This window comes from Pseudomonas sp. BE134, from assembly GCF_031456105.1.
GTDB lineage: Bacteria > Pseudomonadota > Gammaproteobacteria > Pseudomonadales > Pseudomonadaceae > Aquipseudomonas.
Window position 1 is genome coordinate 257068 of record NZ_JAVDUA010000001.1, and the last position, 21617, is coordinate 278684.

General features: G+C 58.0%; 21 protein-coding genes. 7 read left to right on the forward strand and 14 right to left on the reverse strand.

Features of this window, described 5'->3' with window-relative positions:
- Positions 1-147 precede the first annotated feature (147 nt).
- Positions 148-1068: a helix-turn-helix domain-containing protein gene (locus tag J2Y56_RS01140; RefSeq protein ID WP_007949136.1), complete on the forward strand. Its 921-nt coding sequence runs from the start codon at positions 148-150 to the stop codon at positions 1066-1068.
- A gap of 16 nt (positions 1069-1084) precedes the next feature.
- Here J2Y56_RS01140 and J2Y56_RS01145 read toward each other — a convergent pair whose 3' ends face one another.
- Positions 1085-3469, reverse strand: a complete 2385-nt coding sequence (locus tag J2Y56_RS01145; RefSeq protein WP_310348028.1) for a DUF3772 domain-containing protein — start codon at positions 3467-3469, stop codon at positions 1085-1087.
- 154 nt (positions 3470-3623) lie between these two features.
- Between J2Y56_RS01145 and J2Y56_RS01150 the strand changes: the two genes are divergently transcribed.
- Entirely contained in the window at positions 3624-4079 is a 456-nt protein-coding gene (locus tag J2Y56_RS01150) for a hypothetical protein (protein ID WP_150779857.1), read from the forward strand.
- On the opposite strand, the gene J2Y56_RS01155 is transcribed toward J2Y56_RS01150, so the two are convergent.
- The 5 genes from J2Y56_RS01155 to J2Y56_RS01175 all read right to left on the reverse strand — a co-directional run bounded on the left by J2Y56_RS01155 (position 4064) and on the right by J2Y56_RS01175 (position 9870).
- A complete protein-coding gene (locus J2Y56_RS01155) occupies positions 4064-5092 on the reverse strand; it encodes a DUF2955 domain-containing protein (RefSeq protein WP_033049768.1) in 1029 nt (342 codons plus the stop codon). The genes J2Y56_RS01150 and J2Y56_RS01155 overlap by 16 nt on opposite strands.
- Complete coding sequence (locus J2Y56_RS01160) at positions 5082-6209, reverse strand: HlyD family secretion protein (protein WP_310348031.1); 1128 nt, start codon at positions 6207-6209, stop codon at positions 5082-5084. The genes J2Y56_RS01155 and J2Y56_RS01160 overlap by 11 nt, the downstream gene beginning before the upstream one ends.
- Positions 6210-6211: 2 nt before the next feature.
- Positions 6212-7759 carry a TolC family protein gene (locus J2Y56_RS01165; protein WP_310348034.1) on the reverse strand — a complete coding sequence of 516 codons (1548 nt, stop codon included), beginning with the start codon at positions 7757-7759 and terminating at the stop codon, positions 6212-6214.
- 78 nt (positions 7760-7837) lie between these two features.
- Positions 7838-8470 carry a response regulator transcription factor gene (locus J2Y56_RS01170; protein ID WP_007949130.1) on the reverse strand — a complete coding sequence of 211 codons (633 nt, stop codon included), beginning with the start codon at positions 8468-8470 and terminating at the stop codon, positions 7838-7840.
- Positions 8471-8502: 32 nt separating this feature from the next.
- On the reverse strand, positions 8503-9870 hold the full coding sequence (locus J2Y56_RS01175; RefSeq protein ID WP_310348037.1) for a cache domain-containing protein: 1368 nt from the start codon (positions 9868-9870) through the stop codon (positions 8503-8505).
- Between the two features lie 301 nt (positions 9871-10171).
- Here J2Y56_RS01175 and J2Y56_RS01180 point away from each other — a divergent pair, with 301 nt between their 5' ends.
- From J2Y56_RS01180 to J2Y56_RS01195, 4 genes are all read left to right on the forward strand, one after another.
- On the forward strand, positions 10172-12232 hold the full coding sequence (locus tag J2Y56_RS01180; RefSeq protein WP_310348040.1) for a carbon starvation CstA family protein: 2061 nt from the start codon (positions 10172-10174) through the stop codon (positions 12230-12232).
- Positions 12222-12419 (forward strand): YbdD/YjiX family protein, encoded by a 198-nt coding sequence (locus J2Y56_RS01185; protein WP_007949127.1) that lies wholly within the window; start codon positions 12222-12224, stop codon positions 12417-12419. The genes J2Y56_RS01180 and J2Y56_RS01185 overlap by 11 nt, the downstream gene beginning before the upstream one ends.
- 284 nt (positions 12420-12703) lie before the next feature.
- Positions 12704-12976: a CopG family ribbon-helix-helix protein gene (locus J2Y56_RS01190; RefSeq protein ID WP_150779863.1), complete on the forward strand. Its 273-nt coding sequence runs from the start codon at positions 12704-12706 to the stop codon at positions 12974-12976.
- Positions 12976-13251 carry a type II toxin-antitoxin system RelE/ParE family toxin gene (locus J2Y56_RS01195; protein WP_310348043.1) on the forward strand — a complete coding sequence of 92 codons (276 nt, stop codon included), beginning with the start codon at positions 12976-12978 and terminating at the stop codon, positions 13249-13251. The genes J2Y56_RS01190 and J2Y56_RS01195 overlap by 1 nt, the downstream gene beginning before the upstream one ends.
- A gap of 50 nt (positions 13252-13301) precedes the next feature.
- Here the strand turns inward: J2Y56_RS01195 and J2Y56_RS01200 are convergent, their stop codons facing one another.
- Together J2Y56_RS01200 and potE are read right to left on the reverse strand one after the other, a co-directional pair.
- Positions 13302-14207, reverse strand: coding sequence for an amino acid ABC transporter substrate-binding protein (locus J2Y56_RS01200; RefSeq protein ID WP_310348047.1), 906 nt, complete (start codon positions 14205-14207; stop codon positions 13302-13304).
- Positions 14208-14255: 48 nt separating this feature from the next.
- Positions 14256-15596, reverse strand: a complete 1341-nt coding sequence (gene potE, locus J2Y56_RS01205; protein ID WP_310334856.1) for a putrescine-ornithine antiporter — start codon at positions 15594-15596, stop codon at positions 14256-14258.
- Between the two features lie 94 nt (positions 15597-15690).
- Between potE and J2Y56_RS01210 the strand changes: the two genes are divergently transcribed.
- Positions 15691-16032 (forward strand): potassium channel family protein, encoded by a 342-nt coding sequence (locus tag J2Y56_RS01210; protein ID WP_007949119.1) that lies wholly within the window; start codon positions 15691-15693, stop codon positions 16030-16032.
- 25 nt (positions 16033-16057) lie between these two features.
- Here J2Y56_RS01210 and ppk2 read toward each other — a convergent pair whose 3' ends face one another.
- From ppk2 to J2Y56_RS01240, 6 genes are all read right to left on the reverse strand, one after another.
- Complete coding sequence (gene ppk2, locus J2Y56_RS01215; RefSeq protein WP_310348052.1) at positions 16058-16876, reverse strand: polyphosphate kinase 2; 819 nt, start codon at positions 16874-16876, stop codon at positions 16058-16060.
- 113 nt (positions 16877-16989) lie between these two features.
- Entirely contained in the window at positions 16990-18744 is a 1755-nt protein-coding gene (locus J2Y56_RS01220) for a SulP family inorganic anion transporter (RefSeq protein WP_310348054.1), read from the reverse strand.
- Between the two features lie 156 nt (positions 18745-18900).
- Positions 18901-19860 carry a biotin/lipoyl-binding protein gene (locus J2Y56_RS01225; RefSeq protein ID WP_310348056.1) on the reverse strand — a complete coding sequence of 320 codons (960 nt, stop codon included), beginning with the start codon at positions 19858-19860 and terminating at the stop codon, positions 18901-18903.
- Positions 19861-19863: 3 nt separating this feature from the next.
- Positions 19864-20235 (reverse strand): DUF3302 domain-containing protein, encoded by a 372-nt coding sequence (locus tag J2Y56_RS01230; protein ID WP_007949115.1) that lies wholly within the window; start codon positions 20233-20235, stop codon positions 19864-19866.
- Positions 20236-20523: 288 nt separating this feature from the next.
- Positions 20524-20811: a hypothetical protein gene (locus J2Y56_RS01235; RefSeq protein WP_007949114.1), complete on the reverse strand. Its 288-nt coding sequence runs from the start codon at positions 20809-20811 to the stop codon at positions 20524-20526.
- 94 nt (positions 20812-20905) lie between these two features.
- The gene (locus J2Y56_RS01240) at positions 20906-21514 is read right to left on the reverse strand and encodes a trimeric intracellular cation channel family protein (protein WP_007949113.1); all 609 of its coding nucleotides are present in this window, start codon (positions 21512-21514) and stop codon (positions 20906-20908) included.
- Positions 21515-21617 lie beyond the last annotated feature (103 nt).

Below are 21617 nucleotides of genomic sequence, written 5' to 3' on the forward strand. Positions count from 1 at the left end.
GGTTTTATTAACGTCGGGGGAGAGCGGTTTCATCCACCGCACTCTTCCCCTGAGACGCGTTGACGACTATCTTGGGCGAGCCTTGCGGTTCCATCTATCCACTTTAAGCAGCACCAAAACGCACCAAACGAGTGCGTAAGGTCCCCCATGTCAGCGTCCAGTCCGATACAGGTTCAAGCTTTCAACACCGAAGATGTCGCCGAGCAAATCCGCGCCACGCCGGGTTGGGTACAGCACTATCAGCAGATGTCTCCGGGGCATTTCGCCGGGCGTGTGCGCTACCTGGACTTGCACGGCGTGGAGATTTACGAAGAGCAGATGAACACCCGGGTCGAGCAGAATTTCAGTGCGCCCCAAGGTTCCCTGGCGTTCTGTTTTGATCGCAGCGACAACGCGCTTTACCTGCTCAATGGCGAAAGCCGCAACATCTGGATCACCCCCGAGAACTACCAGGAAATCGCCGTGGTGTTCGGTCCGGAGTTCGTGCAGCGTCAGGGTTTGAACGTAGCGCAGCTGGAGGGGTTGTTCATGTCGCCGCTGAACTCGGGGCAGAACGCATTGTTCAGCCGCTGGTTGAGCGGCACGCTGACCCGCCTGGGAGAAACACTCGACCCACCGAGCAAGGAAGCCTTGACGCAGCAGTTGCTGGAGGACTGTCTGTACATTCTCGACAACGCGAGTGTTTGCCTTGATCGTGGCGGCTTACAGCGTCGCACCGAAGCGCGCACGATCATGAAGCGCATCGGTGAGTGGGCTGCCGATTCCCCGGATGAAACCCTCAACCTGCTGGAGCTTTCCCAGGTCGCCGGGGTGTCGCTGCGCCAGTTGCAGCATGCCTTCAAGGCCTTCACCGGGATGACGCCGACCCATTGGCTGCGTCTGCGAAGGCTGAACAATGCCCGCCGTGAATTGCTCCGCTGTACGCCCAGCGAGACCACCGTTGCAGAAGTAGCGATGAACTGGTCGTTCTGGCATTTGGGGCGGTTTTCCAGCAGCTATCGGGCGTTGTTCAAAGAGTTGCCGAGTGAAACACTCAAGCGCGCGAGCCAACGCTTACTCAACGAATAAATCGACGGACTTATTCCTAGCTCCCCGGTTTCGCCAGTGCAATACCAGCCGCACCCAGACGTTTCAATATTTCGAACAACAGGTCGCTTTTGGTGACGCCGACAATTCTCGGGCTGCTGACGTAACCGGTGATGCTCAAGGTGATGCCGTCCGGGGTGAGTTTGCTGAATCGCACAAACGCCGCCGGTTTATCGAGGATGTTTTCGTTCTGCTGGTAGCAGTCGTACAGCAAGTCTTTTACCTGCTCCGGGTCGATGTCCAGCGGGAACACGAGGTCAAGTGTCGCGACCCCTTGCGCACTGCCGCCCAGGGTCACGTTACGCAGGTTTTGCGAGATCAGTTGGGAGTTGGGCACGATCACAATCGAGCGGTCGCTGAGTTGTATTTCCGTGGCCCTGACGTTGATGCGCCGGATATCTCCTTCCACGCCGCTGATGCTGATCAGGTCGCCCACCTTGACCGGACGCTCAGTGAGCAGGATCAGGCCGGAGACGAAGTTCTTGACGATTTCCTGCAAACCAAAACCGATACCGACCGACAGGGCACTGACAATCCATGCCAGGTTCGTCCATTCGATGCCCAACGATGACAGCGTGAGCAGAATCACCAGGATGTAACCGACGTTGGCGAACAGTGTGCTCAGCGAGGCACACATGCCAGGGTCCATATTGGTTTTCGGCAGGAACTCGTCATCGAGCCAGCGACACAGCGCCCGAATCAGGTAGACACCAATCACCAAGGCCAGGATTGCATTGAGCAAGTGACCCGGGATGATGTTCAGTTTTCGCAAGCCATCGCCACCAAGAATGGACAGCGCTTGGGTGACCAGTTGCCCGAGCGTGGTGCCAACGCCGCCGACAAACAGTGAAATGACGGCCAGCAGTAATAACGCCGCACGACCGGCCCCGGACAAGATGACCTCGGCTTGCTCAAGCCGTACATCGCCAACCCCCAGCAATTGTTTTATCGCCTTGCCGCTCGGGCTCCTGGGTGAGAACAGGTACTCGCAACAGTCTTTGAACAACTGAATCAGGATGTAGAAGCCGGACAGGATGATGAACGCCCAGACCAGTTCGTAAGTGATGAACCTTGCCAGGGAGACGTAGCCGATCAACAGCGCAAAGATGGAGATAATCAGCGCGATAATCGTGCCGGAGTAAATCAGGCCGGCCAGGGTACTACTCTCTTCAGAGGCATCGCCGGCGGCCACGACCTCTCTTTGAGCGTGACTGGCACGGCGGAACAACAGGATGAGCAGCGCCGTGACCACAATTGCGATCAAGCCTCGTCCCAACAGAACGGCGGGGCCACTCATGCCCGTGACATTGGTGATTTGCGCCACCGTGACCAATATCAGCAGGGTGGCGGCCAGTATTTTGGGGAAGGGCTTCATCGCCTCGGCGACGGAGTCGTCGATATCCGGTAGCCGCCAGGAGGGGTGCTGGTTCGCCAGCATTGCCCGACTCAACCCGGTGATCAAGACGCAGGTATAAATGAGTTTTTCGAATTCCTCGGCGAAGGTCTGCATCATGGGCGATAACGGCTGATGTCGCGTCAGTGCATAAAACACCAATTGCAACGCAAAGGCGGTGGTCAATACGGTTGCAAATACCGACGCCAGCGCCAGCGCGCTTCGACGCAATCGCCCTACAGGAAGGCGATGTATGCAAATCCAGGTGAGCCCCTGATCGGCGACTCTACGGCCCCAGATCCAGATGGCCAGGGCCAGCACGATCAGCAGGCCCGTAACCAGACGTTTGTCGGGTTGCCAGGCGGCCGCGAGGGCTTTTTGGGTCTGGTCAATGAAATCGTTGAGGCGCAGGCGATCTTCCGCCAGCGGATTGATCAACGGCTCCCAAAAATCCCGTGCCAGGACGCTGCCACTGCGAAGCGTGACTTCGCTTTCCAGCAGGCTGCGCCGAATGGCGGCAATTTGAGTCAGCAGTTCGACGGCGCTGCCTCGCAGGGCCGCCAGGTTCTTCAAGGTGGCGTCGATCGTTTTCTTTTGCTCGGAAATATCCGTCCTCTGGGTGGTAATGTCCGATTTCTCTACCGCGACATCACCGAGAGAAACGGGGCCGCTCAATACATCAAGTTGAGCTTGTAATTGTTTTTGTTCCGGCAGAAGCGATGACTGCAGGGTGTCCACGTCCTTGATAAACACCTGAACGGAATCCTGCAGGCCGACCATCAGGGTGACGTTATTGGCCACTGACACCTGTTGTTTAATCAGGTCCAGCCGCATTTGCAGGGCTTGCAGTTCACTCGAAGACACCACCACCGGCGGCGCTTCCGAGGCAATGATTGAAGACGGCGTCGGTTCAGCAGCGTACAGGGCTGCGCCACTTTGCACCAATAACGCGAGCGCGACGAAAATCACTGACATCAATGTATGACGCATAGGCGTGCGCGGCTCCGTGTTTGGTCACTCAGCCTTTGAGGTTAGGTCATCAGAATGAAACGATCGAAAAGTTTCATGATCTACACTGCAATAGGCTTAATCACACGCGGGATCGGTGGGCAACAGCTCACGGGGTGTCGCGCAGGAGATCCTCATGCATAAGTTGTCTTCCATCAGCCTGTGCGTTGCGTTGTCGGTGTCATCTGCGCAAGGCTGGGCTGAAACCGTGGTGCCCACCAAAGGCCAGACCTCACAACAAACCCAGTTGGACATCAACGAATGCCATAGCGTGGCGGCCAGTCAGGCGGCTTCGACCGATACTTCCAGTTCGGGAGGACGGATGCGTGGAGCGGCGGTCGGTGCTGCGGCCGGCGCCGTCGCAGCCGAAACGCGCGGGCGCCAGCATGACGAGTTTTACGACGGCGCCAACGACGACGTGAAGCAGGAGTATCGGCAGGATCAAGCTAAAGGCGCGGCGGCAGCCGGTGTCGTCGTCGGTGGTTCGCGTCAGCGTCAGGAGCGCCGGGCTGATGAGAAAACCAGTGCTGCCACCACCTCGACGGCCTATACCAGTTGCCTGCAAGGGAAGGGGTATCAGGTGACGCCCTGAGCCTGTGCCCGGGGTTGCCGGTCAAGTAGCCGGACCATCAGGCAGGCGTACAGTGTGACCGCGATGAACAGCCCCATGCGTACGGCGAAGGCGGTGTAGACGTCTTTGCCCAAAGCGCTGTCCTGCACGGACTGGCCCAGCAGGATGATCAAGGTGATAAAGGTGTTGAGCCACAACCCCGGGCCAAACCGGCTCGGGCTCAAGGCGTACAGCTTGCGCGCCAGGATCAGGCCGAACAGTAGCGTCCACAGGTAGAACATCCATAGGTGCACAAACAGGCTCAGAACGCACCAGAACACGATGGCCAACAAGCCGCCGAGCAACGTGGCACCGACCAGTTCGCGACCGGCATTGCGAGCGTCAGTCGTATTGCATTGCTGCCCCAGGCCGACCGCTTTCAGGATAATCGGCAGATAACTCGCAGGGTCGATCATTGCCAGCAGGAACGTCGGCAAGACAATCAAGGTCGCACGCAACGCAATCCGACTGGCTTCTTCGCCCACTGGCGGTTTGGCAGCGGGCGGCGACGGCGCATTGGCAGGTTCGGGGAAAAGCCAATGGCTGATCCCAACCACCATCACCGCCATCAACAATCCCTTGACTAGCGCCCCAATGACCATTGCCGCCGCTTCGAACTCGGCGACGCCTGCCGAGGAAATCATGGTCAGGCCCATCACCAGCAAGGTCACGATCAGGTTATTGCCGCCACTGAGCCCCCACCGGAAGACCATGAACAGGCTGACGGTGACCAGCAGCACGCCGGTCACCGGGTAGTAGCGCAGGATCGGGATCAAGACCAGGCCGATACCCGTGGTCAGCATCGCCACCAGCGCGAGAACAATCGCCGCCTTGAAAGGCAACGGGCGATTGACCGCGGCCAGAAGGATCAGGCACAACACCGGCGCGAGAAACGGTATCGGCAACGCCAGGCCGAAACTGATGGCCAGGCACAGTGCCGTGCCACTGGCCAGGCGTAAGGCACGCTGCTCCCGTGGGGAACGTTTAGTAGGCATAGGACAGCCAGCTCATCAGGCCTAAATATAACCGGCCAAGCGGGTTGAGCAGATTGCCTTCCGAGGGGAAGGCCATGACTTCAGCCTGGCCACCGGCACGAATGGCACCACTGCCAAGCAGTGCGCTCAAAGACTCCTGGGAAAACTCGATGATGACCGGGAACCGTTGGGCAGGTCGCAGCCAATCCCGACTGTTTTGAATGCCGGGCAACGTACCGGGCGGGGCCGGCTGCCCGACGCTGATGCCATAACCGACACTGCGTACATGGCCGGAGTAGACTTCGCCGGGCAGCGAATCGAGCACAATGGACACCGGTGTATCGGGTTTGACATGACCGAGATTGTTCTCGGTCATGTCAGCAGTGATCCAGATGTCCTGAATGGTAATCAGGGTCATGACCGGGCCGCCCGCCGAGGCGAATTGCCCGACATCGGTGCGCAGGTCGGTGACCAGCCCTGCCGAACGCGCGCGTGTTTGCGTGTTGGCCAGGTCCAGTTCGGCTTTTGACAGGGTCGTGGCGGCACTGCGCAACTTGGCGTTGACGTCTTCGCCGCCGCCTTCCGTTTCTTTGGCGCGTTCTACTTCGGCGCGTGCGGCGGCGGTTTGACTGACTGCCGCATCGCGGGTGGTGCGTGACATTTCGAGCACGCGCACGGAGATGGTGCCGGGGTCTTCACGGTACAACCCTTCGAGGCGCGAATTCTCCTGACGCGCCTTGGTTTCATTGGCCTGGGCGGCGCGCAATGCCGCTTGCGCCGAGGCAATCCCCGCGGTGCTGGCTCCTAATGACCGGCGTGCAGTCTCAAGGTCGGCGCGGGCACGGTCGACGGCAATCTGGTAGGGCACCGGATCCACCGCGAAGAGCACCTCGCCAGCCTTGACGATCTGATTGTTGTGTACGTTCACCCGGATGACCTTGCCCGCGACTTCCGACGCGACCGGAATGACAAAGGCGCCCACTCGCGCTTGTTGCGTATACGGGGTGAACCGGTCGGCCAACAAGTACCAGACCAGGCTCAGGATGATCAATATCAACACCCACTTGATGCCTTTTTTCACCGGGTCGGCCGCTACCGGTTCGGAGGCGTCGGGGGAGGGCTGCGAGGCTTCACTCATGGTTATTTTCCTTGGTCTGGCAGCGGGTATGCGGGCACTGCGGCGGCGGGATCTTCAAGCATGTTGCCCCAGTCTGTGCGTTCTTCCATTACGTGGCGGGTGGCCGAGTCCACATATGGCAGCGAGGAATACCAACCACCGCCCAAGGCCTTGTACAGGGCGATGACATTGCTCACCGCGTTACCGCGTGCGAGCAGGTAATTGTCCTGTTGTTGGAGCAGCGCACGTTGGGCGTCCAGCACCCGTTGGAAATCGGCGTAACCTTCCCGGAATTGCACGCTGGCCAGCACCAGTGAACGTTCGGCAGCCCCTCCGGCGTCGCGCAGGATGCGTTCGCTTTCCAACGACTGGATCAGGCCGTTGGCCGCGTCATCGGCCTCGCGAGCAGCCTGACGAACTTTATCGCGATAGGCTTCGATCAATTGCTGCAACCGCGCGTCCTGGACGCGCACGTTGTTGGCGATCAGCCCGTGATCGAACACATTCCAGCGCAGACTGGGACCACCGATCAGGTCCAGGCTGTTGGAGGTGCCACTGAGAGAGTCCGCCGACCAGACAATGCTGCCGAGCAGAGTCAACGATGGATAGAAATCGGTTTCGGCCACACCGACCAGCGCACCTTGGGCGGCGACGTTGAGTTCGGCGGCACGTACGTCGGGCCGACGCAGCAGCAGGTTGGCCGGTACATCTTGCAGCACGGCGCGATCGACCAGCGGGACCAGACTATTGTTATCGATCACCTGTGGCAGGCTGCCCGGCGGTTGCCCGATCAGCACGGCCAAGGCGTTACGCGTGCGTTGCAACTGGTCCAGGAGATTGGGAATGCTGGCCAATGTGCCCAGGTATTGGGTTTTGGCCTGTTGCAGATCGAGTTCGGCATCCTGGCCGCTGTTGAACAGTTTTTCGGTGATTTCGAAATTGCGCTTTTGCTGCGCGGCGTTTTCACGCGCGACGCGCAAGCGGGAGTCTGTAGTGCGCAACAAATAATAGGTGTCCGCCACCTGGGCACGCAGCAATACCAGAGCGTCTTCATAGTTGGCCTGGGCGGAAAAATAAGCCGCATCGGCCGACTCGATGGCGCGACTGAAGCGCCCCCAAAAATCAATCTCCCAGCCTATGTCAAACGCGGCACTGTGTTGCCACAAATTAGAGTCCTGCGGATTGTTGCCACCATATTGGTGACGATCAATGTACAAATTGTCCGTGCTGACTTGCTGCAATTGCGGGTACAGCCCGGCTTGCGTAATACCCAGTTGGGCGCGGGACTCCATGACGCGCAAGCCGGCAATTTTAAGGCTGGAGTTGTAAGCATCCGCTTGGGCAATCAGTTTGTTGAGCACCGGGTCGCGGAAGATTTGCCACCACTGTCGCAGATCCGGATTAGGCCCGCGTTGGCTCGCTTGTTCGAGGGAAGGGGTGTCCCATGTTTTGATCCACTCCTCAGCCGGCGGCTGGAAGTCCGGTCCCAGACGAATACAACCGCTCAGGGCCAGCGCCCCTAGCAGAATGAGATGGCCTGGCTGCAACTTAAGGGATAGACCTTGGGGCATTGCGCTGTGTCCAGCCAAGAAAGATTACTGGAGCATAGACGTCCGAGAGAAATGTCGAGCGGTCGACGTTTTTTTTTCTTACCGCGAAATAATCCCGTGATCGATCGCGTATTTGACCAGCGCGGCCGGTTTGTCGATATTGAGTTTGCGACGGATGCTCAAGCGATGGGTTTCGACCGTCCGCACACTGATGTCCAGCTCGCGGGCCATTTCCTTGTTGTTCAGGCCCTGCGCCATTTTGTACAACACCTGGCTCTCGCGCGGTGTCAGCTCGTTGTCGGTGGTTTTATCGGCGATGAGCCGCTGGGCAATTTCGGCACTGTAGAAGGTACCGCCGCTGGCAATGGCTTCGATGGCGGCAATGATTTCCCTCGATGGAGAATTTTTCAGCACATAGCCACTGGCGCCCGCACGAACGGACTCGCTCACGTATTCGTAATTGTCGTACATGCTCAGCATCAGGACCTTGAGCGAAGGGTATTGGCTGCGAAGCACGCGCGTCAGCTCCAGGCCGTTCATGTCGCGCAAGCTGATGTCGACCAGCAACAGGTCCGGCTGGCAACGTCCGACCATCTCGATCGCCTGTGCACCGCTTTCGGCTTCGCCCACCACTTCCAGGGGCGCCATGACCGCCAGCAGCGCTTTGATCCCGTCGCGGACCAGAGAGTGATCGTCGACCAAGGCGACGCGGATCGGGTAGGGCAGGTTCATTGCGGGTATCCACTCTTGTTTTAAGGGGGCGGTCAGCGTTTCGTTGCGGGCGCTTTCATCGGCAGCTGCACGTCCAGTTCACTTCTGCCCGGCACCGATATCAGTTCGAAACGTCCGCCAAAATGCTCGACACGTTCACGGATATTACGCAGGCCAATGCCCGCATGGCGACGTTCGACCTGGGAGACGTTGAAACCGATACCGTCATCGACCACGCTCAGGCGGACCGATTCTTCAGCACCGTGCAGCGTGATGGAAACGTTTTTCGCTTGAGCGTGGCGTTCGATATTGGTCAGGCCTTCTTGCACAATCCGGAACAGCGCGACGGCCGCGCCATCGACCAGGTGACAGGCGAATTCATTGTCGTCGTAGGTCACTTTGAGACCGCTGCGTTGCTCGAATTCGGCGGCGAGCTGGCCAATGGCTGCGGGCAGGCCCAAGGTGTCGAGCAACGATGAACGCAGGTCGTGCGAGAGGCTGCGGACCTCACCAATGGCTTCTCCCAGGCGTTCGGTGGCGTCCTTTAACGTGTTCAACCCCTTGTCATGCCCCTGTTCATTCTCCAGCAGGTGGCTGGCCAGTTCGAAGCGAAACTTGATCGACACCAGCAACTGGCTGATGCCGTCGTGCAGCTCCCGGGACACCCTTGAACGTTCTTCCTCTTGCAGGCTGACGATACGCTGGGTCAGACGCTGCAACTTTTTGTCCGCCAGGCGATGCTCGCTGACGTTGAGGGTCATGCCGCTGGCAAACACGAACAGCACCGCCACGAGCGCCACGACGGCAATCGCCAGCATGGTTTTGCGGATGCCCTGAGCCACTTCGTCACGCGCCTGTTGGGTGGCGCGTTCAACGTCCTCAAGGTAAATACCGGTGCCGAGCATCCAGCCCCAATGGTCCAGCATCACCACGTAGGCGAGCTTGTCGGTCACCTGGCCAGAAGAAGGTTTATTCCAGGCGTAGCGCTGAAAGCCTTCGCCTGATTGCGCACTTTTGAGCAGTGCCTGAATCACCGGTAAACCGTGCGCGTCTTTCATGTCCCACAGGTACTTGCCCACCAGTTCGGTCTGGCGCGCGTGCATCAGGCTGCGGCCTTCACGGTCGTAGACGAAGAAGTAGCCATTGATGCCGAAGCTGAGCTTGCGCAGTTCTTCCAGGACTTGCCGCTGGGCGTGCGCGTCGCCGTGGCCGTCGTCGTACAGCGGCGCTATGAGGCTTTGCGCCATTTCAACGTAGTTTTTAAGTTCGGCACGCTTGCTGGCCAGGATACTGTCTTCGATCAGCTGCGCCTGTTGGTCGCCCAGGTGTCGGTTGAGCGAAATAACCAGCGCGCAGATCACCGCGATGGCCAACACCAGCGGCAGAATCCCGAGCGCGACGATTTTGTGTTTGAGCTGCATCCTGGCTCCTGACCGAGGGAAGGCAAAGGCCCGGCATCATAGGCCAAAACCTGTGGGAGCGAGCCTGCTCGCGAATGCCATCGGTCATTCAATATCAATGTCGTCTGGCACACCGCCTTCGCGAGCAGGCTCGCTCCCACAGGAAATCAACTTCGTCTACGTAGAACTACGTAGATGCCACGTACGTAGTAACGCGGATTTATTTGTAGACGGCATGCGGGGATATTGGGCGAGCTCCGCTCTGCGGACACAATTATAAAAATTACCGCCGCAGTCACTGGCTGTCGGCAGGAGACACGCTATGCCCCGTCTGGCTAAACACCTCGCCTGGTTTGCCGTGGCTGTTCTGGGAGCGATTGCGCTAAGTGTCGTGGCCCTGCGCCGCGGCGAAGCGATCAACGCCCTCTGGATCGTAGTCGCAGCCGTCGCCATCTACCTCGTTGCCTACCGCTATTACAGCCTGTTCATCGCCACCAAGGTGATGCAGCTGGACCCCAATCGTGCCACGCCCGCAGTCATCAACAACGATGGCCTGGACTTCGTGCCGACCAATAAACACGTACTGTTCGGTCACCACTTCGCGGCCATCGCCGGCGCCGGGCCTCTGGTCGGGCCGGTGTTGGCAGCGCAGATGGGCTATCTGCCCGGTACGCTGTGGCTGATCGCCGGCGTCGTGCTGGCGGGTGCCGTTCAGGACTTCATGATCCTGTTCCTGTCCACGCGCCGTAACGGTCGTTCCCTGGGCGACATGGTCCGTGAAGAAATGGGCCGCATCCCCGGCACCATCGCGCTGTTTGGCTGCTTCCTGATCATGGTCATCATCCTCGCGGTGCTGGCGCTGATTGTGGTCAAAGCCCTGGCAGAAAGCCCATGGGGCATTTTCACGGTGATGGCGACCATCCCGATTGCGATGTTCATGGGCATTTACATGCGCTACATCCGCCCGGGCCGTATCGGTGAAATCTCCGTGATCGGCGTGCTGTTGCTGCTGGGCTCGATCTGGCTGGGTGGGCAGATTGCCGCTGACCCGGTCTGGGCCAAGGCCTTTACCTTTACCGGCATTCAGATCACCTGGATGTTGATTGGCTACGGTTTTGTCGCTGCAGTATTGCCGGTATGGCTGATTCTGGCCCCGCGTGACTACCTGTCGACCTTCCTGAAAATCGGCACCATCGTCGCCTTGGCCATCGGTATTCTGGTGACCATGCCCGATCTGAAAATGCCGGCGCTGACCCAATTCATCGACGGCACGGGCCCTGTGTGGAAGGGCGGACTGTTCCCGTTCCTGTTCATCACCATCGCTTGTGGCGCGGTCTCGGGTTTCCACTCGCTGATCGCTTCCGGCACCACGCCGAAGCTGTTGGCCAATGAAGGGCATGCCCGTTACATCGGTTATGGCGGCATGTTGATGGAGTCGTTCGTGGCCATCATGGCGATGGTTGCCGCGTCGGTGATCGAGCCGGGCGTGTACTTTGCGATGAACAGTCCGGCGGCATTGGTCGGTGCGGATGCGGTTTCCGTCGCTCAAACCGTTAGCAGCTGGGGCTTTGCCATTACACCGGAAGCTCTTCAAGCGGTGGCCCATGACATTGGCGAAACCAGCATCCTGGCCCGTGCCGGTGGTGCGCCGACCCTGGCGGTCGGTATCGCGCAGATCCTGCACCAACTGCTGCCGGGTGAAAACACCATGGCGTTCTGGTACCACTTCGCGATCCTGTTCGAAGCACTGTTCATCCTGACCGCTGTCGACGCCGGTACCCGTGCCGGTCGCTTCATGCTCCAGGATTTGCTGGGCTCCTTCGTGCCGGCGCTGAAGCGCACTGACTCCTGGACCGCCAACCTGATCGCCACCGCCGGTTGCGTGGCGATGTGGGGCTACTTGCTGTACCAAGGCGTGATCGACCCATTGGGTGGCATCAACACCTTGTGGCCACTGTTCGGTATCTCCAACCAGATGCTGGCCGGTATCGCGCTGATGTTGGCGACCGTTGTACTGATCAAGATGAAGCGTCAGCGTTATGTGTGGGTCACCATGCTGCCAGCAGTCTGGTTGCTGATTTGCACGGTGACTGCGGGCTACATCAAGCTGTTCGACGCCAACCCGGCCATTGGTTTCCTGGCCCTGGCCAAGAAGTACAGCGACGCGCTGGCCAACGGTCAGGTGCTGGCCCCGGCCAAGAGCATCGACCAGATGCAGCACGTGATCTACAACGCCTACACCAACGCAACACTGACGGCGCTGTTCCTGTTCGTGGTCTTCAGCATCCTGTTCTTCGCCCTCAAGGTCGGTATCGCCGCCTGGGGCACCAAAGAGCGTACGGATAAAGAAGCGCCATTCCAGGCCATTCCGCATGTTCAATGACCTGAGTCGCCTCGGTAAATACCTCGGTCAGGCCGCACGCCTGATGGTGGGAATGCCCGATTACGACACCTACGTCGAGCACATGCAGAATAAACACCCGGACAAACCGGTGATGAGTTACGAGGTGTTCTTCCGGGAACGCCAGGAAGCTCGATATGGCAGCAAGGCCGGGCCCAAGTGCTGTTGATGCACTAGGCCCAGGCAAAAAAAACAGGAGCCCGGCTTGCCGCGCTCCTGTTTTTTTTGGCAGGCCTTTTCGCAAGATGAGGAATTGCCCGACCGCACATCATGGCCTTGCCGCCCAAAGTGATTAGTTATGATTTGATTTGGATCATAATGATGTATTGTGATTTAAGGGCGGTTAGCCTTCGACTATTCTAAAGGTCAGGTGTGCGAACACCGCCTCGGACTTGGTGCCCGAATGTACTCAAATGAGAAACTGCTGCTCTGCGCAGCATTGGAGTGATGATCATGGCTACTACCGTCAAAACCCGATCTGTGACGGCTCATATCCCTGTGGATCTAGCCGAAAGGGTCGACGAGATTGCCGAGCGCCTTGAACGTTCCAAGAACTGGATCGTCAAGCAAGCGCTGTCTGCCTGGATCGATCAAGAAGAAGAGCGCAGTCGTCTGACGCGTGAAGCCTTGGCTGATGTGGACGCTGGCCACGTGATCGATCATCAGGCTGTCCAGGCCTGGGCCGAAAGTCTCAGTACAGATTTCCCGCTGCCGGTACCGCGTTAATGGAATTGAAGTGGACTAGCAAGGCACTTTTCGACATTGCCCGTTTGTATGAATTTCTGGCCACGGTGAACAAAGCTGCGGCCATACACACTGTTCAACAACTCACCGCTGCCCCAAGCACCTTGTTGGTTAATCCGCGCATTGGTGAGCGCCTGGAAGAATTCGAACCGCGCGACGTGCGTCGAATCCTGATCGGCCACTACGAACTGCGTTACGAAATTCAGAGTTCAACCATTTACCTGTTGCGCCTTTGGCATACACGCGAATACAGGTAACTTGATTACGCGCATTTTCCAGTGCCACGACATCTCAAAATTCACCGGTGCTAAGGTAGCGCATAGACCTTGAACAGCTTGCGGGTCGTTTCGTTGGCGCCTTCCAGGTACTTGTCGTACGCCTGTTCAATCTCGCCGGATCGGTACATTTCACTCAGCGTGGTATCAACCAGCAGACGGAAGTCTTCATCGTCACGCGGCACCGCCATGGCCGTCGGGGCGTACTCAAAGATGCGCTCCAGCAGGACCAGGTTTCCGGTGGGGTAATGGTTGTCGAGGAGATTCCTGAGCATCATCCGTTCGCTGAACATGGCATCCGCTTTGCCTTCTGCGACCAATTTCAGACCGGCGGCGGTGGTGTCGACCGTGATCAGGGTAGCGACCACGCCGAGCAAGCGCATCTGCTGACGAATCCACGCCTCGGTCACGCCGCCCTTGGTGGTGACATACGTCTGATTGGTCAGCCCATGGTTGATGGTTGCACGCCAGGTCGGCCCGGTATGGGCCACTTTGCCGTTTAGTACTTCCAGCAGCGGTGCCGGGGCATCCTGGTGCACCACCACCGAGAGGCCGGCCGTGTAGATCGGCACTGAGTAGCTCACTGACTTGCGTCGCTCAAGTGTCCGTGGTGTCGGCGTGCAAAGGATGTCGACCTTGCCCGAGCTGACCGCACTGATCTCATCAGCAGTGGTGACAGGCTGGTAGCGCACCTGCAACTCGGGCAACCCCAGTTCGGCCTTGACCTTATCGGCGATTTTTTCGCAAAGCCCAATGGCATACCCCTGAACCTTGTCACCTTCCTTGTAACTGAAGGGGGCGAATTCCGGCAGGTAGCCGAGGTTCAACGTATTGCTCGAACGCACGCGTTCAAGGGTGCTGGCACCGGCCAGTAGCGGCACGGTCAGCAGCAGGCCGGCGAGCAGCCGTGCGGTGGTTTTGGTTCGTTGTCCGTTCATGTCCTGATTCCCCGTGTGCAGATGTCAGTGCTGTCCTGAAAACCAGTCCTAAGGGATATCACCCCTGGGTTGACCGGTTGCAGACACCGTGGCAAAGCGCTTGGCGAGCAGACCATAGAGCGGGTACCCGAAGGCCAGGACCAGGGCCCCGCCGAACACGGCGTCCTTGCCGCAGGCATGCAGGGCGTACAACGAATAGGCGACCGCGACCAGCAACGCCGGGGTATTGCGCAGGTAGACCGCTGGCGAAACCGAGGCCTTGTACATCATGACCAGCAGCCCGGTCAGCGCCGTCACGTAGGGAATCAGGTTGGTCACGGCGGCAAGATTGACCAGCTTGCCGAACTGCTCGCTGGCATTGGGTGAAATGGTCGACAAGGCCATCAGCGTCTGCAACACACCACAGGCGAGCATGCCCATGAGCGGGGCATTGCGCGTGTTGACCTTGCTGAACAGTTTCGGAAACATTCCTTGGTCAGCGGTCATCTTCGCCGTTTGCGCCAGCGTGAATTGCCAGCCCAACAGCGAGCCGACACAGGCCATCACCGCCAGCGCCATGATGATATTGCCGACCATGGGGTTGAACATTTGCGCGTAGACCAGTGCGAAGGGAGCCGATGCGTTGGCCAGTTCGGCATTGGGGATAATGCCCTGAATGACGGTCGTCGACAGCACGTAGACCACGGCTGCGCCGAGGGTGCCGAACAGGCAGGCGAGCGGTACGGTGCGCTTGGGGTTCTCCACCGCATCGGAAGCTTGTGCTGCAGACTCCATGCCCAGAAAAGCCCACAGGGTCAGTGGAATTGCCTTGCTGATCGCTTCGGAATTGGTGAGGTTGTTAGGGTTCCAGGCGGCAACCAGGACATCCGACTTGAACCAGAACCAGCCGATAATGCTCAGTCCCGCCACCGGGATAATCACACCCCAGACAGTAATCGCCCCGATCTTGCCGGTGATGCCGGGACCGCCGAAGTTGGCCACGGTGGTCAACCACAGCAGGCCTACGGTACCGATGAACAGGGGAATTGCGCCGCTGCCCAGCCAGGGCAGGAACGAGGTCATATAACCTACGGCGGAAATGGCAACGGCGACGTTGGCGATGGCCAGCGACAGAAAGTACAGATACGAACAGAGGAAGAAACCTGATTTGCCATGCGCTTCTTCGGTGTAGGCGGACAACCCGCCCGAGCGCTGACAGTAAATGCCGCATTGGGAAAAGCAGTAAGCAATCGCCATGGAACCGACAGCCGTGACGATCCATGACAGCAATGAAATGGCCCCGAGTTGAGCCATGCTCGTCGGCAGCATGATGATGCCCGACCCCATCATGTTGACCATCACCAGTGTGGTGAGCCCCATGAGGCTCATTTTTTTGCTTGAGTCGGCCATCAAAATCTCCTTTTTCCACACTTGTGCCAAGCTGTCAGAGGTCGAAACCCACGCATTCAACTGTAGCCAACGTAAACCTCAGGAAACTCACGACATGAAACATTCCTTTGCAAAGCACGTCCGTAGAGAGTTTTACAAAACAGTGTGGTTTTACTTTCTTGTTGTCTGGCCGATTTTCTCCATCCTGTTATTCACGATTGTGTTGTTCGGAATCATCATCGGCCAACTGGAAGGGTGGGGGCCGTTTGACGGTATCTACTTCGGGTTCATCACCGGCTTGACCATCGGCTACGGTGACCTGGTACCGAAAACGACCCTCGCGCGTATCCTTTCAGTGGCGCTCGGTTTCAACGGCGTACTGATGACGGCCATCTTCGCGGCAATCAGTATCCGGGCCATCGAAGAAACCGCGAAAGCGGCCCAAACCGAGGAATAGGCCGCTTTTGCATCGCGCTGAACCCTCAGTAGGGTTCAGCGATGTATTTGAACGGATAGTTGGCGGCCTTGTAGCTGCCGATTTTGCGTTTTGGCAGAACGACTTTGTCCTGCTTGATTTTTTTGTAGGGAATGTTCTCCAGCAAGTGAGTCAGCACATTCAGCCGTACGGATTTCTTGTCTTCTGAACGGGCGACATTCCACGGTGCCCATTCAGTGTCGGTGGCTTCGAACATGTCGTCACGGGCGCGCGTGTAGTCGTCCCAGCGGTTGTAGGATTTGATGTCCATCGGCGACAGTTTCCAGATCTTGCGTCCGTCAGTGATGCGTTCCTTGAGACGCCGGGTCTGCTCTTCCGGGCTGACTTCCAGCCAGTACTTGAACAGCAGCACGCCGGAGTTGACCATAAGACGTTCGAACATCGGCGCCAGCGTCAAAAAGCTGTTCACCTGTTTCTCGTCGCAAAAACCCATGACCCGCTCGACGCCCGCGCGGTTGTACCAGCTGCGGTCGAAGATGACGACCTCGCCAGCTGCCGGAAAGTGCGGCATGTAGCGCTGCAGGTACATCTGGCTTTTTTCTCGCTCGGACGGTGCCGGCAAGGCCACCACACGGAATACCCGCGGGCTGACACGCTCGGTCAGCGCCTTGATGGTGCCACCCTTGCCGGCGCCATCGCGGCCTTCGAAAACAACCACGACCTTGGCCCCTGTGGCAACAACCCACTGCTGCAATTTGACCATCTCGACATGCAGGGTCTTCAACTGGGCTTCGTATTCTTTGCGGCTAAGCCCTTCGGCTTTCTTGTCCGCGGAGTCGGCTATTTCACGATCTTGTTTTTTCATCGTAATACTTCAACCTCAGGGTGGCTTTGAATGCGGTGCGTACCGGTTTGTAATCACCGCTACGGCTTGCGAGTAAAGGGTAGTTCAATTTCTCAAGGACACGCTGACGAACCTCACCCGGCTGCCGGGCAGCGTACGAAATTCACTGTCGATGGGTGCTGCTTCTGATAATGCGCAACGGCTTGCTCCAGATTGAAGAACATTCGTGTGTTGCCCAGTGCAGGGCCCAATGGCGCATGGCTAACCATCGCGCCAACGCTTGGGCTCATGCCCACCAGCCACAACGAGATGTCCTTTTCCCGCAAGCGCTGTTCTGCCGCCGAGAGCATTTTCAAGGCGGTGTATTCCAGATCGAAAACACTGCGCAAATCGAGAATCACGACACTGGGCGCTGCCTCCACAATCATCGGCCGTATTTTCGACCCCAAATGTTCGGCGTTGGCGAAGAAGATGCGACCTTCAGGCCGCAGCAGTAACAGCCCTTCAAAGTGCTCATCGTCGTCAGTCTCGGTAGATGACGGGCGATAGATGTTGGTGCCGGGTTTGCGCCCCAGTCTGTGCACGGGCGGGTCCGAGACCTGGTAGGCCAGCGCCAGCAACGACACAATGATCGCCACGACGATACCCTGCAGCGTGCCGAGAAACATGACCCCGACCATGGCCACAAGCGCCCAGATAAACTCTGTGCGGCGCACCAAAAGAATGTCTCGAAACTCCGAGGGCTGGATCAGGCCTGTCGAATACACCATCACCACGGCGGCGAGCGTGGCATTGGGCATCAAACCAATGAACGGGGCGATCAGCAGGCACGTCCCCAGCGCCAACCCGGCAGTCATCAACCCCGCCAATTGTGATCGCGCACCGGCCAGGCGGTTGACCGCCGTTTGAGTGGTCCCACCCCCGGCGGCCATGGCGCCAAGAAACGCACCGCCCAGGTTGGCAACGCCTGTCGCCACCAGTTCACGGTTGGGCTGCAGCGCGGGTTCATCACTGCGGGCAAATGCACGTCCTGCCGCGATGGTTTCGGTAAAGCTCATGAGTGCAATGCCCATGGCCGACGGCCAGAGTTCGGACACGATCGACCAATTGGGCAGCGTCAACGATGGCAGCCCGATTGGAACGACCCCCACGGCCGATACACCCCATTGCTCCGGATTGAGCACACTCATGCCGACGATGCCGAGCGCGACCGCAATCAGCGGCGCCGGCCATCGAGGAGCAAAGTGCTTCATCCCGATCAGAATCACCACCATGAACACACCGACTGCCACGGTCGGCCATGAGGCGTGCCCCAGCCCCTGGAAGGTAGCGAGCACGTTGTGCAAAAAGCCGCCTTTGTCGATGTGGATGCCCAGCAACTTGGGGAGCTGGTCGAGCACGATGACAATCCCGATGCCGGCTTTGAAACCCACCAGTACCGGTTCTGAAATAAAATTGGCAACAAAGCCCAGGCGCATCACGCCTGCCGCGACCAGTATGGCGCCCACCATAAAGGCCAGCGTCGCGGAGGCCACTATCAAGGTCGCCGTATCGCCGGACGGGCTGATCTGCCCAAGTGCGGAAGCGACCAGGATGGCAAGGGTTGTGGTGGTGCTGACGCTGAGCGGCCGCGAACTGCCGAGTACGGCGTAGATCGCCATCGGTACCAATACGGTATAGAGACCGACCTGCACCGGCAGGCCTGCAATGGTGGCATACGCCAGTGCCTTGGGAATCACCACGGCTGCGGCGGTCAGTCCCGCGAGGACATCGCCTTTGAACCAGGCCTGTCGATAGTGCCCCATCCACTCCGGTAGCAAGGTTCTCGCAGCCCGCCGGGGAGGTAATCCTGAAAGCCGATCATCCTGATCGCTACGTTGTTGACTCATGTGCTGCTCCAACTCCAAATCCTTTCATGCACAACTCAGCCGACCACGCGACACCTGAACGGTGGCGTGTAGTCACTGCAACTAAAAAATCCAGTCGGTCCGGGGGCGGACAGAGGAGGGGTGACGCCCCCTATGGAAGAGGGCGTCAGCCAGTTCTTAATGGAATGGAAAGATGTAGTTCATCCAGGCAGCCATGCGCAGCAGAATCTTGCGCATCATGGCGATATGGTGAAAGTGTTGACTGTAAATCGCCGCCTGCCCATAGGCGCCACCGGGCATCAGCTTGCTGTATTCGGCATAGGCAGGGTCGGTGATTTCGATAATGACCGGTACCCGGCCTGCCGGCGGTGAGCCGGTGTAGCCAATCAACGTTCCGGAGGGCTGAACTTGCCCCTCTGCGATAACGCCGATCACGCTTGTGACCCGTCCCGCGAACACTCTGCCGGGAATGCCGTCAAAAGCCACTTCCGCTTCATCGCCGACCGTCAAGCGCAACTGACTGTTTTGACGCATCCATGCGGCAAAGTAATGACCCTCTTCCGGGATGAACACCATGGAAGGGCGCAAGGGGAACTTAGTGGCCATCATGCCCGGACGCAACGAAACATGGGTCACGAAGCCTTTGCTAGGCGCCCGAACAGTGGAGTTGTCCAGTTCATACTGAGCATTATCCAGTTGAGCCTGCAAGTCGTCGGATCGAGCAATGACGACGTCCAGTTCACGTTGGGTGCCGAAGTTGCGCTTGATCAGCTCAGTGATTCGAGCACGATCAGCTTTTGCCGAGACTAACTGTGCCTTGATGGACCTGACCCGGTACTCGAACGGGGCAGGGTCGATACGAAACAGCACATCACCTTTTTCGAGCGGCTCGTTACCCTTGACCGGCACCTCGATCACCAGACCGGTCACCACCGGAATCACCGGTACGGAGACGAAGTAAGAACGAGCAACCTCAGAGTATGGATGGTTGTAGTTCATCGTGAAGATCAATGCGCCGACAATCAGGATCCCACCGAGCACCGCCGTTGGAACCGTCCATTTGTTCAGCGGTATGCGGAAAATTTTGAAGATGGCAACGCAGATGGCTGCATAGGTCAAAATGAGCAGAAGATCCATGGCTTAGATTTCCTCACTGCGATTGTCTGACGCTGGTTTGTCCCGTGCAGTGCCGGTAGCCCCTTCCAGCCGTTCTATTCGAATTTGCAGGTCAGCAACCTGCTGCTCCAGATGAGCGACATGAACCTGCGGAGACTTACCATCACCAAATCCCCAACCCCGGTCTTCCCGGTACGCCATCGCCCAGATCCACAGAAATGGCCAAAGCGCATGCAGGGTGAACAAACTGACCCAACCGGTTGCGTGGATAGCATCCTGATGGGGGTGATTGCGGTGCACGGCAATTTCATAAGGAATGTCGTGCAGCGCGATGATCCCGTAGAACAGGACCAGACCGACAAAGAACAATAGGCCTAACGCGAAGTAATCAAGCATGACCGCCCCCTCCTGGCACAAGCGATGTACTTGGCACAGTGTAGTCACGGATTTTGTGAAAAATCAGTTCAATACAACGCATAACAACTCCGGCAATTCAATTGTCCGCCAACGCAGGCTTACCCTGTCGCCCAGCCTGTGACAGAGCCTGCGGGCGAGCGAGAGGATCGCCTGAATTGCCGCTGTGTTCTAGGTCGTTTTACGCCAACCCGGATTTTATGGTGAGGCTGAAGGGAAAGGGCGAACAGAATCGTTCGCCGAAAGATCCGTACTCACGGCGTCGGTCATTCAATCTCTGCGCCTTTCAAGACACTCACGGCGCAGGGTAATGCTATTGATATCCCTGCAATCGATCGCGTGATCATCATCATAGTCTTTGGCCTTGTCCTTGGCGTTGTTGCCGCAATTGCCATTTCCATTGCAATTGCCTTTACCTTTTTGATCGTTGTTGTTTTTTACACAGTTTTTCGCGGCATTTTTACTCCCCGAGTTTTCGCAGTTTGAAGCGGCAAAGGACAGCGATGGCAGAGCCAGGGACAGCAGGAATGTGCACACAAGGGTCGCAATGATTCGCATAACCAAGCTCCAGAGTAGATAGTTTTATATCAGCAACGATTGCCTCGTTCTCTGTCTGACTATAGCAGCCCCCCAGATTTGGGGGTGTCCAACCTTATCCCTGCCGGGTGGAGAGAATCGCTGGCATTTGCAGTTCCTTGTATATAGCGAGAAACCTCAAACCCGAAGTGAATATCAAGGCAATCCAGCCGGCGACCTGTATTGTCGGGAATACATCGCGCAACAGGACATAGAGGGTGCACCCCAGCAGGATAGGCGTGGCGTAGATCTCACGTGACATCAGCAACGAAACTCTCCCGGCCAGCACATCGCGCGCGATACCGCCGCCAATACTGGTCAGCACCCCCATCATCACGGCAAACGGTGCGGCAAGCTGTAGCCCCAGCACTTTCTCGGTAGCGACAATGCCAAACAGTGCGGCCGCAAAACCATCGAGGTACAGCAGCAACTGATAGCGTTGCTGGAATCGTTTGGTGAGAAAAAAGGCCAGTACTCCAGCAATCAAGGCGACCCAGATGTAGTTGAAGTCGGCAATCCAGAAAATCGGTTGATCGAGCAACAGGTCGCGAATGGTCCCCCCACCGATAGCGGTGATGATGCCAAGTACTACGGCTCCGAACACATCAACCCCTGCCTTATGGATAGCCAGCACGCCGGTAATGGCAAACACGGCGGTGCCCAACATTTGCTGAAAATAAAGCATCCTTTACTCCGTTCTCAGGGAACCCGTCAGGTTAACCATGGCAGTGTAGGCGTGCGGACGAACGCCGCTTCGCGAGGTGTCAGCATAGAGGAGCGTGTTGTGA

What these genes read in the sequence shown, in the direction of transcription:
- J2Y56_RS01225 (WP_310348056.1), bottom strand. Translation starts at nt 19,860, where the DNA reads ATGGATCTTCTGCTCATTTTGACCTATGCAGCCATCTGCGTTGCCATC.
- J2Y56_RS01240 (WP_007949113.1), bottom strand. Translation starts at nt 21,514, where the DNA reads ATGCTTTATTTTCAGCAAATGTTGGGCACCGCCGTGTTTGCCATTACC.
- J2Y56_RS01170 (WP_007949130.1), bottom strand. Translation starts at nt 8,470, where the DNA reads ATGAACCTGCCCTACCCGATCCGCGTCGCCTTGGTCGACGATCACTCT.
- J2Y56_RS01235 (WP_007949114.1), bottom strand. Translation starts at nt 20,811, where the DNA reads ATGCGAATCATTGCGACCCTTGTGTGCACATTCCTGCTGTCCCTGGCT.
- J2Y56_RS01140 (WP_007949136.1), top strand. Translation starts at nt 148, where the DNA reads ATGTCAGCGTCCAGTCCGATACAGGTTCAAGCTTTCAACACCGAAGAT.
- potE (WP_310334856.1), bottom strand. Translation starts at nt 15,596, where the DNA reads ATGGCCGACTCAAGCAAAAAAATGAGCCTCATGGGGCTCACCACACTG.
- J2Y56_RS01195 (WP_310348043.1), top strand. Translation starts at nt 12,976, where the DNA reads ATGGAATTGAAGTGGACTAGCAAGGCACTTTTCGACATTGCCCGTTTG.
- ppk2 (WP_310348052.1), bottom strand. Translation starts at nt 16,876, where the DNA reads ATGAAAAAACAAGATCGTGAAATAGCCGACTCCGCGGACAAGAAAGCC.
- J2Y56_RS01200 (WP_310348047.1), bottom strand. Translation starts at nt 14,207, where the DNA reads ATGAACGGACAACGAACCAAAACCACCGCACGGCTGCTCGCCGGCCTG.
- J2Y56_RS01180 (WP_310348040.1), top strand. Translation starts at nt 10,172, where the DNA reads ATGCCCCGTCTGGCTAAACACCTCGCCTGGTTTGCCGTGGCTGTTCTG.
- J2Y56_RS01160 (WP_310348031.1), bottom strand. Translation starts at nt 6,209, where the DNA reads ATGAGTGAAGCCTCGCAGCCCTCCCCCGACGCCTCCGAACCGGTAGCG.
- J2Y56_RS01210 (WP_007949119.1), top strand. Translation starts at nt 15,691, where the DNA reads ATGAAACATTCCTTTGCAAAGCACGTCCGTAGAGAGTTTTACAAAACA.
- J2Y56_RS01230 (WP_007949115.1), bottom strand. Translation starts at nt 20,235, where the DNA reads ATGCTTGATTACTTCGCGTTAGGCCTATTGTTCTTTGTCGGTCTGGTC.
- J2Y56_RS01175 (WP_310348037.1), bottom strand. Translation starts at nt 9,870, where the DNA reads ATGCAGCTCAAACACAAAATCGTCGCGCTCGGGATTCTGCCGCTGGTG.
- J2Y56_RS01220 (WP_310348054.1), bottom strand. Translation starts at nt 18,744, where the DNA reads ATGAGTCAACAACGTAGCGATCAGGATGATCGGCTTTCAGGATTACCT.
- J2Y56_RS01190 (WP_150779863.1), top strand. Translation starts at nt 12,704, where the DNA reads ATGGCTACTACCGTCAAAACCCGATCTGTGACGGCTCATATCCCTGTG.
- J2Y56_RS01185 (WP_007949127.1), top strand. Translation starts at nt 12,222, where the DNA reads ATGTTCAATGACCTGAGTCGCCTCGGTAAATACCTCGGTCAGGCCGCA.
- J2Y56_RS01155 (WP_033049768.1), bottom strand. Translation starts at nt 5,092, where the DNA reads ATGCCTACTAAACGTTCCCCACGGGAGCAGCGTGCCTTACGCCTGGCC.
- J2Y56_RS01165 (WP_310348034.1), bottom strand. Translation starts at nt 7,759, where the DNA reads ATGCCCCAAGGTCTATCCCTTAAGTTGCAGCCAGGCCATCTCATTCTG.
- J2Y56_RS01150 (WP_150779857.1), top strand. Translation starts at nt 3,624, where the DNA reads ATGCATAAGTTGTCTTCCATCAGCCTGTGCGTTGCGTTGTCGGTGTCA.
- J2Y56_RS01145 (WP_310348028.1), bottom strand. Translation starts at nt 3,469, where the DNA reads ATGCGTCATACATTGATGTCAGTGATTTTCGTCGCGCTCGCGTTATTG.